The organism is Streptacidiphilus jeojiense (assembly GCF_000719095.1).
GTDB classification, from domain to species: domain Bacteria; phylum Actinomycetota; class Actinomycetes; order Streptomycetales; family Streptomycetaceae; genus Streptacidiphilus; species Streptacidiphilus jeojiensis.
In genome coordinates this window covers 15479-28872 of sequence record NZ_JOEH01000003.1, presented here as the reverse complement: position 1 = coordinate 28872, position 13394 = coordinate 15479, and the positions used below count along the sequence as shown (strand labels likewise).

The following is a 13394-nucleotide window of genomic DNA, read 5'->3' as shown; positions in this document are numbered from 1 at the left end:
GGCGTCAGGCGAAGACGACGGTGCGGCTGCCATTGAGCAGGACGCGGTGCTCGGCGTGCCACTTCACCGCGCGGGCCAGCGCCTGGCACTCGGCGTCCCGGCCCAGCGCGACCAGTTGCTCGGGGGTGACGTCATGGCTGACCCGGACCACCTCCTGCTCGATGATCGGGCCCTCGTCCAGCTCGGCCGTCACATAGTGCGCGGTGGCGCCGATCAGCTTCACGCCCCGGGCGTGCGCCTGGTGGTAGGGCTTGGCGCCCTTGAAGCTCGGCAGGAACGAGTGGTGGATGTTGATCGCCCGCCCGGTCAGGGCCTTGCACAGGTCGTCCGAGAGCACCTGCATGTAGCGGGCCAGCACCACCAGGTCCACCTGCTCGGCGTCGACCAGCGCCAGCAGCGCCGCCTCGGCCTCGGACTTGGTCGCGGCGGTCACCGGGATGTGGTGGAACGGGACCCCGTAGGAGGCGGCCAGGTCCTCAAAGTCGGTGTGGTTGGACACCACCCCGACCACGTCCACCGGAAGCGCCCCGGTGCTCGCCCGGAACAGCAGGTCGTTGAGGCAGTGGCCGAACTTGCTGACCAGCAGCAGCACCCGGGCGCGCTCGGCGGAGGGGTGGATCTGCCAGTCCATCCGGAAGGCGTCGCCGGTGGCGGCGAAGCTGGCCCGCAGCTTCTCCAGGGTCACCGGGGCCTCGGCGGAGAAGTGCACCCGCATGAAGAACAGCCCGCTGGTGCCGTCGCCGAACTGCTGGCTGTCCACGATGTTGCAGCCGGTGAGGAAGAGGTAGCTGGACACCGCGTGCACGATGCCCTGCTTGTCCGGGCAGGAGAGGGTCAGTACGTACTGGCCCGTGCCGGGCTGCTGCTGGGACACCGGAGACTGCCTTTCGTGCGGACTGCTGAGCAGACAGCGTGCCACAGACCGCCCGGCGCCCGACGACCCGTCTCACCCGACGGCCCTCAGGCGACGGCCCTCAGGCGACGACGCGGGTCAGGATGGACAGCACCTCCAGCGAGCGGGGCGGGAGGTTCGGGTCCTCGCCGTCGTTCAGGGTCAGCCGGACGTGGGCGTCGTGGCACGCGCGGACCGCCTCGGGCCAGCCGTGGTGCGCCAGGTACGCGGCGGAGGGGGCGTCCGGGCCGACCTGGTGCATGATCCGCAGCACCCGCAGCACGGCGGTGTCGACCAGGGCGGCCTCGGCCGAGTCCCGGACGATCGTCCCGACGTACTTCTCCGCGGACCAGCGGTCCAGCCAGGTGTCCTCGACCAGGCGGTACACGGCGTCGGTGACGTCGCCGTAGCCCTCCCGGCCGGTGGCCCAGCATTCCTGCTGGAACGCGGGGTCTCCGAGCATGTGCAGGGCTGAGCGGACCCGGGCCCGCCAGCGCCACCAGGGGATGTCAGTGAGCGGCATGGCGCCCATGCTCCCCGAGCGAGGGGTCGTTCGAGAAGGCTTTTCGGAACTGCGCTGCGAACCCTGCATGAGAATCGATCCTACGTTCCCATTGCCACGGCTGTTCCCACGGCGTTGGCCCGGCGTTCCCCGGAGCGCCGCACCACTGTCCCCAGCCGCCCCGAGGCTTTCCCCCGAGCTACGTGGCGGGCCGACCGGAGCCCGCCCCCCAGGGAGGGAACGGCGTGCCATGAGGTCCACCGCACGATCGAGCCGCACCGTCGCAGCGGTCGCGGGCACGGCCCTGCTCCTGGGTGGCCTGGCGGGCTGCGGCGGCAACGCCGACGCCTCCGAGCACGACACGGTCACGGTGATGACCTGGGCCCCCGAGGAGGGCACCGTGGGCAGCCAGGCCGGGATGCCGGCACTGGCCACCGCGATAGCCAAGGACTTCAACGCCACCGGCGGGATCGGCGGGCGCAAGCTCAAGGTGCTGACCTGCGACGAGCACAACACCAGCGCCGGCGCCGTGGCCTGCGCCAACCAGGCGGTCGCTGAGGGGGCGGTGGCGGTGGTCGGCTCCTACAGCCAGTTCGGCGGCGACTTCATGCCGCTGCTGGAGGCGGCCGACATCCCCTACCTCGGCGGGTTCGGGCTGTCCGCTGAGGAGTTCAGCGCGATCTACTCCTACCCCGTCAACGGCGGCTACCGGACCCTGCTGGCCGGGAACGGCGAGCAGCTGGTCAGGGCCGGCTGCCACCGGGTCGCCGTGGTCCGCCCGCAGAGCCAGCTCGGGGACACCATGCTGGGCTCCCTCAGGGCCGGACTCTCCACCGGCCAGGTGACCACCGTGGACGTCCCGGTCGACTCCGGGCTCAGCGGCTACGCCAAGGCGGCGGTGCAGGCCATCGGCGACGACCAGCCGGGCAACTGCGTCACCACCGCCCTGGACCCCGCCTCCACGGCGACCTTCTTCGACGACTACCGGCTGCAGGCCCCCCGGCACACCCAGCTCTCCTCGGTCATCGGCAGCGTCCAGCAGTCCCTGGTGGACTCCACCGGCGGTGCCGGCGGCCCGCTGCAGTCCCTGCTCGCCACCGGCTGGTACCCGCCGGACAGCAGCCCGGTCTGGAACTCGCTGCACACCCTGGTCAAGGCCTACGCCTTCACCGACAACCGGATCAACACGGCCGACCCGGGCGAGGAGACCACCTGGATCGCCTACGAGGTGCTGCGCAAGGTGGTCTCCGGGATGACCGGGCCGGTGGACGCCAAGTCGGTGCGGATCGCCCTGGACTCCAGCGGGCCGATCGACACCGGCGGCCAGACCCCGCCGCTGTCCTGGGGAATGGGCGACCAGCTTCCGCTGGCCGCCGCACCCCGGCTGGTGAACACCAAGGTGACCTTCCTGAGCGTGCAGAAGGGGCAGCTCGCCGAGAGCACGTCGGGGCTGCAGGACGTGCGGACGCTGCTGCTGAAGCAGTAGCGCGGCGGGTGGCCGGCTCGGAGCGGGCGGGCTCCGGGCCGGCTCAGAGCTGGGTCGCCGACAGCTTCGGCAGTCCGGTGTCCGCGGCGATGGCGTTCCACAGTCGGGACGCCTTCGCCTTGGCCGCGCTCGCCGTGCCGCTGGCGGCGTCGGCCGCGTTGCGACCGCCGTTCCTGGGCTTGTTGTCCTTGGCGCAGCTGCCCTTGGACTCGGCGGCCCAGGAGGCGTAGTGGCTGTCGGCGCTCTCCGAGGCCTTCCAGCCCTGCTGCAGCGCTGCGACCAGCGCGGCTCCGTCCTTCAGCTGGTCCGTCTGCATGCTGCCCAGCTGGTCGACCAGCTGCTTGCGCAGCCCCGCCGCGGTGGTGAGGTTCTCCTTGGCCTGGTCCAGGTTCTGGCAGTGGGTGATGTCGTTCACCGCGCTGATCACCGCCGCACGGCTGTGCGAGGCGGTGGCCAGCAGGTCGGACATGGCCTTGGCCTGGGTCATCGCCGCCGACGCGGAGGTGCTGCCGCTCGCCGCGGAACTGGCGGCCGTGGAGGCGGTGCTGCCGGCCGCGGTCGCACCCTTGGGCGAGCCGCCGCCGGCCAACGCGGCGGCCACCACGATGCCCACGACCGCGCAGCCGGCCACCACGGCGATGCCGATGGTGCGGGTGCTGAAGCGGCGGGCCGGACGGTCGTCGTAGCCGCCGCCCTGGCCGTAGCCCTGGGCCTGCGGGTGGGCCTGGGTGGCGTAGCCGCCCTGGTCGTACCCCTGGGCCGGCGGGTAGCCCTGCTGCTGGGCGGGCTGCTGGTAGCCGTTGCCGTAGGAGGGCTGCTGCGGCTGCGGCGCCGGCGGGAACGGCGGCAGGAACTGCGTCGACGCCTCCTGCCCCGGAGCGGCCTGCTGGGCCGCAGGACCGTAGCCGGGCTCACCGCCGTAGCCGGGCTCCCCGTAGCCGACCTCGCCGTAGCCGGGCTCCCCGTACGCCTGCTCGCCGTAGTACTCCGGGTGCCCCTCCGGCTGTGCCTGGGTCGGGGCGTTCCACGGCAGGCCGTCCGGCGAGGACCGGATGATCTCGCCCGGCATGGGTGCCCCCGGCTGCCGACCACCCGCCGGGCCGCCGGCCGGTTCGGGCCTGAACAGGTCCTCGGGGGTCAGCTCGTCGTTGCTGGGGCGACGGAGATTCAACGCGCTTCCTCACTTCGCCCGGTGCGCGGGCTGCTCTGCCCCCGGCACCGGGGCGGGACCACTGGCCGACTCAGGACACCTCTGCTGCTACGACGGCGCCATGAACAGCCCCACGCTACCGGTTCGCCCGGAAGAGTGGCTATGAACCCTCCTGTATTGACGGCACCCCGGCTTCGCACCAGCCGCTCAGGCCGCGGCCTCCGCCAACGACCGCGCCTGGAACTCCCGTACCACGCGCTGCTCGCGGAAGGGTTCCAGCCTGCGCCGGAAGTCGTCGAGGTACTCGGCGCCGCGCGCCGAACGCAGCCCGGAGAGCAAGTCCACGGCGCGCGCGCCGGTTTCGCACGCCTGCTCCACGTCCTTCAGCTGCAACTGCGCCGTGGCCAGCAGCACCAGGTCCACCGCGCGGCGGCGCACCCGCGTCTCCGGATGGCCGCGCAGCGCCTCCTCGGCCTTCCGGGCGGACTGCCGAGGCTGCTCCAGGTCCCGGTGGCAGTGCGCGAGTTCGTCGGCCAGGTAGGCGCCGTCGAAGTGGCCGATCCAGGCCGGGTCCTCCTCCGGGCGGCTGTGCTCCATCGCCTCGGCCGCGCGCGCGGCCACCGCCTCGCAGGAGCGGGCGTCGCCGAGCAGCGCGTGCCCGCGGGCCTCGGCGACGTAGAACATCGCCATCGCGGTGGGCGTGGCCGCGCCGCGCGCGCCCTCCTGTGCGGCGCGGGCGAGTTGGGAGATCTCCCGGGGGTTGCCCAGGGTGGCCGCGAGATGGCTCATCGAGGCCGCCAGGACGTAGCCCCCGTAGGCGCGGTCCCCGGCCGCCTGGGCCAGCCGCAGCGCCTGGATGTAGTACCGCTGGGCCAGGCCGGGCTGCCCGGTGTCGATGGCCATGTAGCCGGCCAGCTCGGTGAGTCGGGCCACCGCGGCGAACAGCGCCCGCCCGGTCTCCTCCCGGTAGGAGCCGGAGAGCAGGCCGGAGACCACGCTGTTGAGGTAGTGCACCACCACCGGGCGGACGTGCCCGCTGCCGAACCGGTGGTCCAGTTCCACCAGCATCTCGGTGGTCGCCCGCACCGCCTCGACGTCCGCCAGGCCCACCCGGGGGCCGCCGTTGCGGGCCACCTGCTCGTCGGGGCGGGTGATCAGCCAGTCCCGGCTGGGCTCCACCAGGGCCGAGGCGGCGACCGAGGTCCCGATCAGGAAGTCGCGGCGGCCGACGTCGCTGCGCCACAGCTCGCAGACCTGTTCGACGGCTCCGGACAGGGTGGCCGAGAAGTGCAGCCCGATGCTGGAGGAGAGGTTGCGGCCGTCCGCCATGCCGATCTCCTCGACCGTGACGGACCGTCCGAGCTTGCGGCCGATGGCCTCGGCGATCACCGCGGGAGCCTGCCCGCGCGGCTGCTGGCCGCGCAGCCAACGGGCCACCGAGGTCTTGTCGTAGCGGAGGTCGAGCGCGTGTTCGGCACCGCAGAGGTTCACCCTCCGGGCCAGCCCGGCGTTCGAGCAGCCCGCCTCCTGGATCAACGCCTGGAGGCGTTCGTTGGGCTGTCGTGCGACCAGTGGTCTGGCGGCCATGGACGTGCCTCCCCCTCGAGCGTGATGGTCACCCCGACAGGTCATCAGCATTCCCCGCAAAGGGGCATGTGAAGCCTGTCCGGGCGTCAATCCCCTGCATTGACGGCACGACGCCGTCAGAAGCTCGCCGCAGCACGGCAATTGAGACATTCCGTCCAGGGTAGCCAGAGGTCTCCCCGAGGGGATACCCGTTGGCGGCCCCGGGGCCCCCTGTGCGCCCCGTCCGTGCACCGACGCGCCCCCGCCCGCCGGAGGACGCAGATCCACTTTCGTGGCAACGCCCGTAACCCGCTCCGTCCTCGCAAGTTGTGCACGGCGTGGAAGACACCCTGGGAGCCACTCGGCCGAACTCCATCGATCACGACGCCGTCCGTCACGACGCCGCCGTCCATCAGGACCGCACCCCCCGTCAGGACACCGGCCGTGACCCGCTGATCGAGGCAGCCGTCCGCTACGCGGAGGAGCGGCACTGGGAGGTCGCCGCCGGGAGCTGGCTGATCGAGGACGACGGCCCGCTGCGCTGCTCCTGCGGCGACCCCGGCTGTCCCGCCCCCGGCGCGCACCCGACCACCCGCGACTGGGCCCGCAAGGCCAGCGCCGGCCCCGGCGTGGTCCGGCGCTGGTGGACGGACAACCCGCTGGCCTCGGTGCTGCTGCCGACCGGCCGCGCCTTCGACGCCATCGACGTGCCCGAGATCGCCGGCTGCCTGGCACTGGCCCGGATGGAGCGGATGGGCCTGCAGCTGGGCCCGGTCCTGGCCGTCCCCGGCGGCGGGGCGGGGACCGCGGGCCGCGGCCGGCGGCTGGTCTTCCTGGTGCTGCCCGGTTCGCTGCCCAAGCTCCCGGAACTGCTGCGCAGGCTCGGCTGGGGGCCGGGCAGGCTGGACCTGATGGGCCACGGCGAGGGCGACTGGATCGTGGCCCCGCCGACCCGGGTGGGCACCTTCGGCTTCGCCCAGTGGGCCAGGGAGCCCACCACCCTGAACCGCTGGCTGCCCGAAGCCACCGAGCTGATCAACCCCATCGCCTACGCATGCGGCCGAGAGGCGCCGTTGTCGTCGCCGGTCTCCTGATCCTGAGCGACCGTCAGCCGCAGCCCGGCATCCCCCTGTGCCCCCGACCGGCCCCGACACCTCCGGGCCGCGGGGGCACAGCTCTGCGCCCGTTCGCTCCGGATTCCCGACAGTTTCTGACGGAATGTCATCCCTACCCATGCATGCGGGTGAAAAAGCCCCACTTTCGAGTGACAGCGCTCAAGGATTGCGGATTGCTGCCGAGGGGAGGAATGGGGTCGTAAGGATCAACCGTCCGGAAGGAGCCGCCGCAGGAGAGGCCGCGAGTGCGGGGGCACGAGGGGGAGCCCGGAGGGGAAGCCGGGCGGGGGGAAACGGCGGGGGAGACGGGGGGAACGGAAGGACCCGGCGCTCGGGGAAAGAGCCGGGTCCTTCCGTCCTGTACAGGCGGTGTCCGGTGCCTCAGGCGCGGACCACGAACACGTGGGCGGCGATCTCCTTGTCCAGCTCCGCGGCCTCGCCGCCACTGCTGACCAGCACCCCACCGGGCGCGTCGGTCACGCTGACCACCGCTCCCGGCTGCACCCCGGCCCGGCGCAGGGTGTACATCAGCTGCGCGTCGGTCTGGATCGGCTCGCCGATCCGGCGGACCACCACGCTCTTGCCCTCGGACCCCGGGGCCAGCAGGTCCAGGGTGACCAGCGTCTCCAGTGCCGACTCGTCCGCCGGGACCTCGCCCAGCTCCTCCAGTCCCGGGATCGGGTTGCCGTACGGCGACTGGGTGGGGTGCCGCAGCAGCTCCAGCACCCGGCGCTCCACCGCCTCGCTCATCACGTGCTCCCAGCGGCAGGCCTCGGCGTGGACCTGCTCCCACTCCAGCCCGATGACGTCCACCAGCAGGCACTCGGCGATGCGGTGCTTGCGCATCACCCGCGTCGCCAGCTGCCGGCCGCCCTCGGTCAGCTCCAGATGGCGGTCGTCGGCGACCTCCAGCAGGCCGTCCCGCTCCATCCGCGCCACCGTCTGGCTCACGGTGGGGCCGCTCTGCTCCAGGCGCTCCGCGATCCGGGCGCGCATGGGGACGACGCCCTCCTCCTCGAGTTCGAAGATGGTGCGCAGGTACATCTCAGTCGTATCGATCAGGTGACCGCTCATCGCCGCGGGCTCCGTTCCTCGTCGTCCAGCGTCGTCGCAGACCAATTCTGACGCATCCCACCGACAAACCCGTTGTGCGTCCGTCCGGTGGCTGTTGACAGGGCACCGGCGGAGGCGTCAACGTGCCAGCGGATGACCCCCACGAAAGGGAGCACAGACCCGATGAGCGATCTTGCCGGGCAGTACTTCGACGCCGCCGTCTCCCTGCTGCAGCGGGTCAGGGACGAGGAGGCGGCGGGCATCGAGCGAGCCGCGCAGGTGCTGGCCGACACGGTGCGGGACGGCGGCCGGATCTTCACCTTCGGCGCCGGGCACTCCTCGCTCGCGGCGCAGGACGTGGTCTACCGGGCCGGTGGCCTGGTGCTGATGAACCTGCTGGACGTACCCGGGGTCACCGGGGTGAACGTGGTGCCGGCGCATCTGGGCAGCTCGCTGGAGCGGGTGGCCGGGCTGGCCACCACCACCCTGGACGCGGGTCCGGCCCGGCCCGGCGACCTGCTGTTCGTGATCTCGCTGTCCGGGCGGCAGGTGATGCCGGTGGAGCTGGCCGCGCACGCCCGGGAGCGCGGGCTGACTGTGATCGGAGTCACATCGCTGGCCTATCCGCAGGCGGTCTCCTCGCGGCACCCCTCGGGCCACTACCTCAAGGACGAGTGCGACATCGTCCTGGACAACAAGATCGCGGTGGGTGACGGCGAGCTCACCGCCGAAGGGGCCGACACCACCTTCGGGCCGGTCTCCAGCATCACCACCATCGCGCTGATGCAGGCCGTGGTGGCGGTGGCGGTGGGCAAGCTGGCCGCCCAGGGCCTGACCCCGCCGCTGTTCCGCTCGGGCAACGTCGACGGCGGGATGGACTGGAACGCCAAGCTGATGGCGGAGCACCGGGACCGGGTCTTCTACACCTTCTGAGCCGGCTACACCTTCTCAGCCCGCTACACCTTCTGCGGCGTCCCGGCCAGGTCCACCGCCGCCGCGACCCTGGCCGCGATGTCCTCGGCGTAGGCGGTGTCGGCGCGGTCGAAGCGCTGGCGCCCGGAGCCGCGCAGGAAGGTGATCACGCCGACGGTGCGGCCGCGGCTGCGCAGCGCCGTGCACAAACCGTGCACGGTGCCGGCCGGCCAGCGCCGCAGCAGGGCCCAGTCCAGCACCGGACCGGGCCCCTGGGACGGGGTGGTGGGCACGGTGGGCGCGCCCGAGTCGGAGACGATCACCGTTCCGGCCCGCTCCAGCGCCCGGACCGCCGGGTGGACCTCGCCGTAGCGGGCCGGGATGCCGGTCGGCTCCAGGGCGGCCGCCTGGGCCGGCGCGCCGACCGGGGAGACCGCGGCGCGCACCAGGTCCCCGCCGGGGGCGGAGTCGGCCGTGCCGCCCGCACCGGTGGCAGCGGTGTCCGCCGGCGCCAGCACGTCCAGCAGCGCGTAGTCGGCGAACCCGGCCAGGACGAAGTCCAGGTAGCCGACGGCGCCCTCCATCGGGTCCTCGCACTCCGCCGCCGCCTGCCCGGCCCGGCGCAGCTGGGTGGCCCGGAACCGCAGCACCGTCCCCTCCTGCTCGGCCTGCTCGTGCAGGGTGACGTCCTCGAAGAACCAGGCCACGCCCAGCGGCACCGGCTCCTCCCCGAGCGGGGAGCCGAGCCGGACGAACTCGCTGCGCCAGCAGCGGCGCCGGGACGGGTCGGTGCGCAGCGCGGCCCACAGCTTGACGCCGCTGAGCGGCTTCCCGGTGGCGAGGACGTGCTGCAGCGCGGCCTCCAGCTCCTGGACGCCGTCGCCCAGCACCTCACCGAGCGGGTGGCCGAGCAGCGCGTTGCGGTCGCAGTCCAGCCAGCGGGCCGCGGACTCGCCCACCGCGGCGGGGCGCAGATCGGCGTCGACCAGGACCACCCCGGTCGGCGCCTCGTCCATCATCGCCTCGGCCAGGGCCAGCGAGCGCTCCAGCTCGACCTGGGTGCCGGCCTCGGAGAAGGCGAAGTACAGGCCGAGCGGGCGGCTGTCCGGGGCGGTGACCCGGTGCGCCTGGGCACGGACCAGCACCCGGCGGCCGTCCCGGGTGAGCAGCGCGAACTCGTGCACCCGGGGCGTTCCGGCCACGCCGAGCAGCTGCGCGCGGACGGCGTCGGAGTCCCCCGGGCGCAGCGCCCAGCCCTCCAGGCCGACCCGGCCGACGGCCTCCTGGGCGGTCCAGCCGAGCAGCCTGGCGGCCTCGCGGTTCCAGTGCGTCAGCACGCCGTCGCGGTCCATCGCGGCGAGGCCGACCTCCATGCCGTCCAGCAGGGCCGACAGCAGCCTGGCATCGGCGTCCAGCGGCGGGGCCGCCGGGCCTTGGGCGGGAATGTTCATGATGAGAGGCGCCTCCCCCACCGGGCTTCGATCGATCCGTTGGGCGAAGCCATTCAACTCGCCTGTCCCGCCGTGTACACAGGTTTCCGCCAAATGTCCCCCGACCGGGAGGATTCGCGCTATTGGGGGCCGGCGGCGGGGCGCCGGTGCAGGGACCGCCGAAATAATGCCGTTGCCGCCGCCGCGGGAGCGTGCCTACAGTGTCGGCACACTGAAAGGAGGTGATCCGAAAGTATGAGTACTTCCGGGACTCGTGAGGTGGCTGCTTCCTAGCAGCCCTTACCCGCTGTGCGCGTAAGGGCGGCGGGGCAATCCAGAGCAGTCACCCGGCCCCTGGGCCCGCCGGCCGTCCTCCGGCGCCTGTCACCTCCTCGAGGGGACAGGAGCAGGCCCAGGGGCCGTTCCCATGCCCGCACGATGGGCTTGAATGGCAGGTATGGACAAGCACGCCCGACGCACCGCCCTGCTGGAGCTCCTCGGCCGCTCCGAGCAGCTCTCGGTGGAGCAGGCCGCACAGCACCTCGACGTCTCCCCGGCGACCATCCGCCGCGACTTCGACGAGCTGGACCAGCAGCAGCTGCTGGTGCGCACCCGGGGCGGGGCCAAGGTCAGCGGGATCACCTACGAGCTGCCGCTGCGCTACAAGGCGGCCAGCCACGCCGAGGAGAAGCTGCGGATCGCCGTCGCTGCCGCCGCCCTGGTGGAGCTCGGCACCATGGTCGGGATCAACGGCGGCACCACCACCACCGAGACGGCCAGGGCGATCGCGCTGCGGCTGGTCCCGCTGGCGCTGCCGGCCGACACCGAGGCGGTGACCCTGGTGACCAACGCCCTGAACATCGCGCACGAGCTGACCATCAGGCCGGAGGTGAAGGTCGTCCTCACCGGCGGCGTGGCCAGGGCGCGCTCCTACGAACTGGTCGGCCCGCTGGCCACCCCGGTACTGGCCGGACTGACGCTGGACCTGACCGTCCTGGGCGTCAACGGCATCGACGCCCAGGACGGCGCCAGCGCCCGCAACGAGGCCGAGGCCGGCGTCAACAAGCTGCTGGTGGAGCGGGCCCGGCGGGTGGTGGTGGTCGCCGACAGCAGCAAGGTCGGCCGCCGCGCCTTCGCCCGGATCTGCGGGATCGACGCCGTGGACGTCCTGGTCACCGACTCCGGCGCGAGCGACGAGCAGATCAAGCCGTTCCAGCAGGCCGGTGTGCAGGTCATCCGGGCCTGACCGTCGGTCAACTCCCGCCAGGCGTATCGAAACTTCGGCGGATACGTGTGCTGTGCCGCACCCCTGGGCACCGTCACACTGGCGAGGACGGTCGAGACAAGGGGGATGTCGATGGTCCACAAGGATCCACCTGGCCACCGGGAGCGGCAACTGCTCCCCGAGCCCTTCTGGACGGCCGACCAGGCGTCGCTGCAGGGCCAGGAACGCTCCATCCGCTGGTACCGGGGCCAGATACTCATGCTGGTGCTGGCCGCGCTGGCCGGGATCACCGATGTCCGGCACAACCACCTCAACTGGTTCCAGGCCGTCTCCGCCGCGTTCTTCGCCGGGGCCGGCTACTTCTGGTGGCGGCTGGGCCACGAGAAGCCGCAGTCGCTCTGGTACGAGGGCCGCGCCGCCGCCGAGTCGGTGAAGACCCTGGTCTGGAAGTACGTGGTGCGGGCCTGGCCGTTCGCCGGCGAGGGCGAGTCGCTGGACTCCGACAACGCCTACCTGGAGCAGATGAGCGAGGTCTTCGCGGCGTTCCAGAAGAGCCCGGTGATCCCGCCCGGCGCCAAGCCGATGATCACCGACGAGATGCACCGGCTGCGGCAGACCCCGCTGAGCGTGCGCCGCGACCTCTACCTCCAGGAGCGGATCAGGGCCCAGCGGGTCTGGTACCTGTCCCGGGCCGAACGCTGCGAGAACGCCACCACCACCTGGCAGTTGGTCTCCACCGGCACCATCATCCTGGCCGTGGTGGTGGCGCTGACCCAGTTCCTGGGCATCCTCGACCTGCACCTGCTCGGGGTGTGCACCACCATCGCCGCCGCGGTCACCGCCTGGATCCAGCTCAAGCAGTTCCGCCCGCTGGCCGCCGCCTACCGCCTGGCGGCCAGTGAACTCGACCTCATCGAAGCCCAGTTGAGCCGGCTCGACCTCACCGCCCAGCACGCCGAGGCGGTCTGGGCCCGGCTCTCCAGCGACGCCGAGGACGCGGTCTCCCGGGAGCACACCATCTGGCGGGCCAGGCGCGACCGGAGAGTCTGAAGCACATGTTCGCGTTCTGTACGGCAGCGGGTCCACTGGGCAGACTGATGGAAAGCCTAGGGGGACATGGATGCCGAATCAGGACCCACCGCGCAACCGTGAGGCGGAACTGCTTCCGGACCCGTTCTGGGCTGCCGACCTGGCCTCGCTCCGGGGCCAGGACTTCGCCCTGCACTGGTACCGCTGGCAGTTGGGACTGACCATCCTGGCCGCCCTCTTCGGGGCGCTGCCCGAGCACCGGATCAGCGGCATCAACGTCGTGCCGCTGATCTCGATCGCCTGCTTCGCCGGCGCCGCGGGCACCGCGCTGCGGCTGCACCGCCGGGCCCCGCAGGAGCAGTGGTACGAGGGCCGTTCGGCGGCCGAGTCGGTCAAGGCGCTGACCTGGAAGTTCGTGGTCCGCGCCCAGCCCTTCGACGGCCCCGCCGAGGACGCGGACGCGATCAAGCGGTTCGACGCGATGGTCAGGGACATCCCCTTCACCTTCGGCGACGGCCCGGCGCCGGGCCCCGACTCGCAGATCAACGCCGAGATGCGGTTCCACCGCGGCGAATCGCTGCGCCGGCGCCGCGAGCTCTACCTCTCGGAGCGGGTACGGGCCCAGCGGGTCTGGTACCTGGCCCGCGCCGACGACTGCGACCAGAAGGTCCAGCTCTGGGGCGTGGGGATGGCCGCGGTCTTCGCCGCCGGCATGCTCATCGCCGCCCTGGAGGCCACCGCCCTGCCCCAACTGCGGGCCCTGGGCATGGTCTCCGCCTGCGCCGCCGCCACGACGGCCTGGATCCAGCTGAAGCAGTACCGCCCGCTGGGCGCCTCCTACCGCCTCGCCGCCCGGGAGCTGGACGGCATCGACATCCGGCTGAGCCGCCTCGACCCGGACAGCCCGGGCGCCGAGGCCGAGTGGTCCCTCCTGGCCAGGGAGGCCGAGGACGCCATCTCCCGCGAGCACATCGTCTGGCGGGCGCGCAGCCAGCACCGGGTGTGACCCTACGGTGCCGGCGGCAACGGGCTCG

At 72.5% G+C, this 13394-nt stretch carries 12 protein-coding genes; 6 read left to right on the top strand and 6 right to left on the bottom strand.

Annotated features, from left to right (window positions below):
* Positions 1-4: 4 nt before the first annotated feature.
* Complete coding sequence (gene purU, locus IF29_RS0103770) at positions 5-874, bottom strand: formyltetrahydrofolate deformylase (protein WP_030249491.1); 870 nt, start codon at positions 872-874, stop codon at positions 5-7.
* 100 nt (positions 875-974) lie between these two features.
* Complete coding sequence (locus IF29_RS0103765; protein WP_030249488.1) at positions 975-1424, bottom strand: SCO4402 family protein; 450 nt, start codon at positions 1422-1424, stop codon at positions 975-977.
* A gap of 220 nt (positions 1425-1644) precedes the next feature.
* Between IF29_RS0103765 and IF29_RS0103760 the strand changes: the two genes are divergently transcribed.
* Entirely contained in the window at positions 1645-2880 is a 1236-nt protein-coding gene (locus IF29_RS0103760) for an ABC transporter substrate-binding protein (protein WP_037594286.1), read from the top strand.
* Between the two features lie 43 nt (positions 2881-2923).
* Here the strand turns inward: IF29_RS0103760 and IF29_RS43185 are convergent, their stop codons facing one another.
* Both IF29_RS43185 and IF29_RS0103750 read right to left on the bottom strand, forming a co-directional pair.
* Entirely contained in the window at positions 2924-4051 is a 1128-nt protein-coding gene (locus IF29_RS43185) for a hypothetical protein (RefSeq protein WP_051724853.1), read from the bottom strand.
* 186 nt (positions 4052-4237) lie between these two features.
* The gene (locus IF29_RS0103750; protein ID WP_030249481.1) at positions 4238-5617 is read right to left on the bottom strand and encodes an NsdA family TPR-like regulatory protein; all 1380 of its coding nucleotides are present in this window, start codon (positions 5615-5617) and stop codon (positions 4238-4240) included.
* 431 nt (positions 5618-6048) lie between these two features.
* Between IF29_RS0103750 and IF29_RS0103745 the strand changes: the two genes are divergently transcribed.
* Positions 6049-6690 carry a bifunctional DNA primase/polymerase gene (locus tag IF29_RS0103745; RefSeq protein WP_051724893.1) on the top strand — a complete coding sequence of 214 codons (642 nt, stop codon included), beginning with the start codon at positions 6049-6051 and terminating at the stop codon, positions 6688-6690.
* A gap of 402 nt (positions 6691-7092) precedes the next feature.
* On the opposite strand, the gene IF29_RS0103740 is transcribed toward IF29_RS0103745, so the two are convergent.
* Positions 7093-7785, bottom strand: coding sequence for an iron-dependent transcriptional repressor DtxR (locus IF29_RS0103740; RefSeq protein WP_030249474.1), 693 nt, complete (start codon positions 7783-7785; stop codon positions 7093-7095).
* A 162-nt stretch (positions 7786-7947) separates the two neighbouring features.
* On the opposite strand from IF29_RS0103740, the gene IF29_RS0103735 reads away from it, so the two are divergent.
* Complete coding sequence (locus IF29_RS0103735; RefSeq protein ID WP_030249472.1) at positions 7948-8697, top strand: sugar isomerase domain-containing protein; 750 nt, start codon at positions 7948-7950, stop codon at positions 8695-8697.
* 23 nt (positions 8698-8720) lie between these two features.
* Here IF29_RS0103735 and IF29_RS0103730 read toward each other — a convergent pair whose 3' ends face one another.
* Positions 8721-10127 (bottom strand): PAS domain-containing protein, encoded by a 1407-nt coding sequence (locus tag IF29_RS0103730; protein WP_030249470.1) that lies wholly within the window; start codon positions 10125-10127, stop codon positions 8721-8723.
* A 436-nt stretch (positions 10128-10563) separates the two neighbouring features.
* On the opposite strand from IF29_RS0103730, the gene IF29_RS0103725 reads away from it, so the two are divergent.
* The 3 genes from IF29_RS0103725 to IF29_RS0103715 all read left to right on the top strand — a co-directional run bounded on the left by IF29_RS0103725 (position 10564) and on the right by IF29_RS0103715 (position 13366).
* Positions 10564-11352, top strand: coding sequence for a DeoR/GlpR family DNA-binding transcription regulator (locus IF29_RS0103725; RefSeq protein WP_030249467.1), 789 nt, complete (start codon positions 10564-10566; stop codon positions 11350-11352).
* A 111-nt stretch (positions 11353-11463) separates the two neighbouring features.
* Positions 11464-12381 (top strand): DUF4231 domain-containing protein, encoded by a 918-nt coding sequence (locus IF29_RS0103720; RefSeq protein WP_198037274.1) that lies wholly within the window; start codon positions 11464-11466, stop codon positions 12379-12381.
* 70 nt (positions 12382-12451) lie between these two features.
* Positions 12452-13366 carry a DUF4231 domain-containing protein gene (locus IF29_RS0103715; protein WP_030249461.1) on the top strand — a complete coding sequence of 305 codons (915 nt, stop codon included), beginning with the start codon at positions 12452-12454 and terminating at the stop codon, positions 13364-13366.
* The last annotated feature ends 28 nt before the right edge of the window (positions 13367-13394 follow it).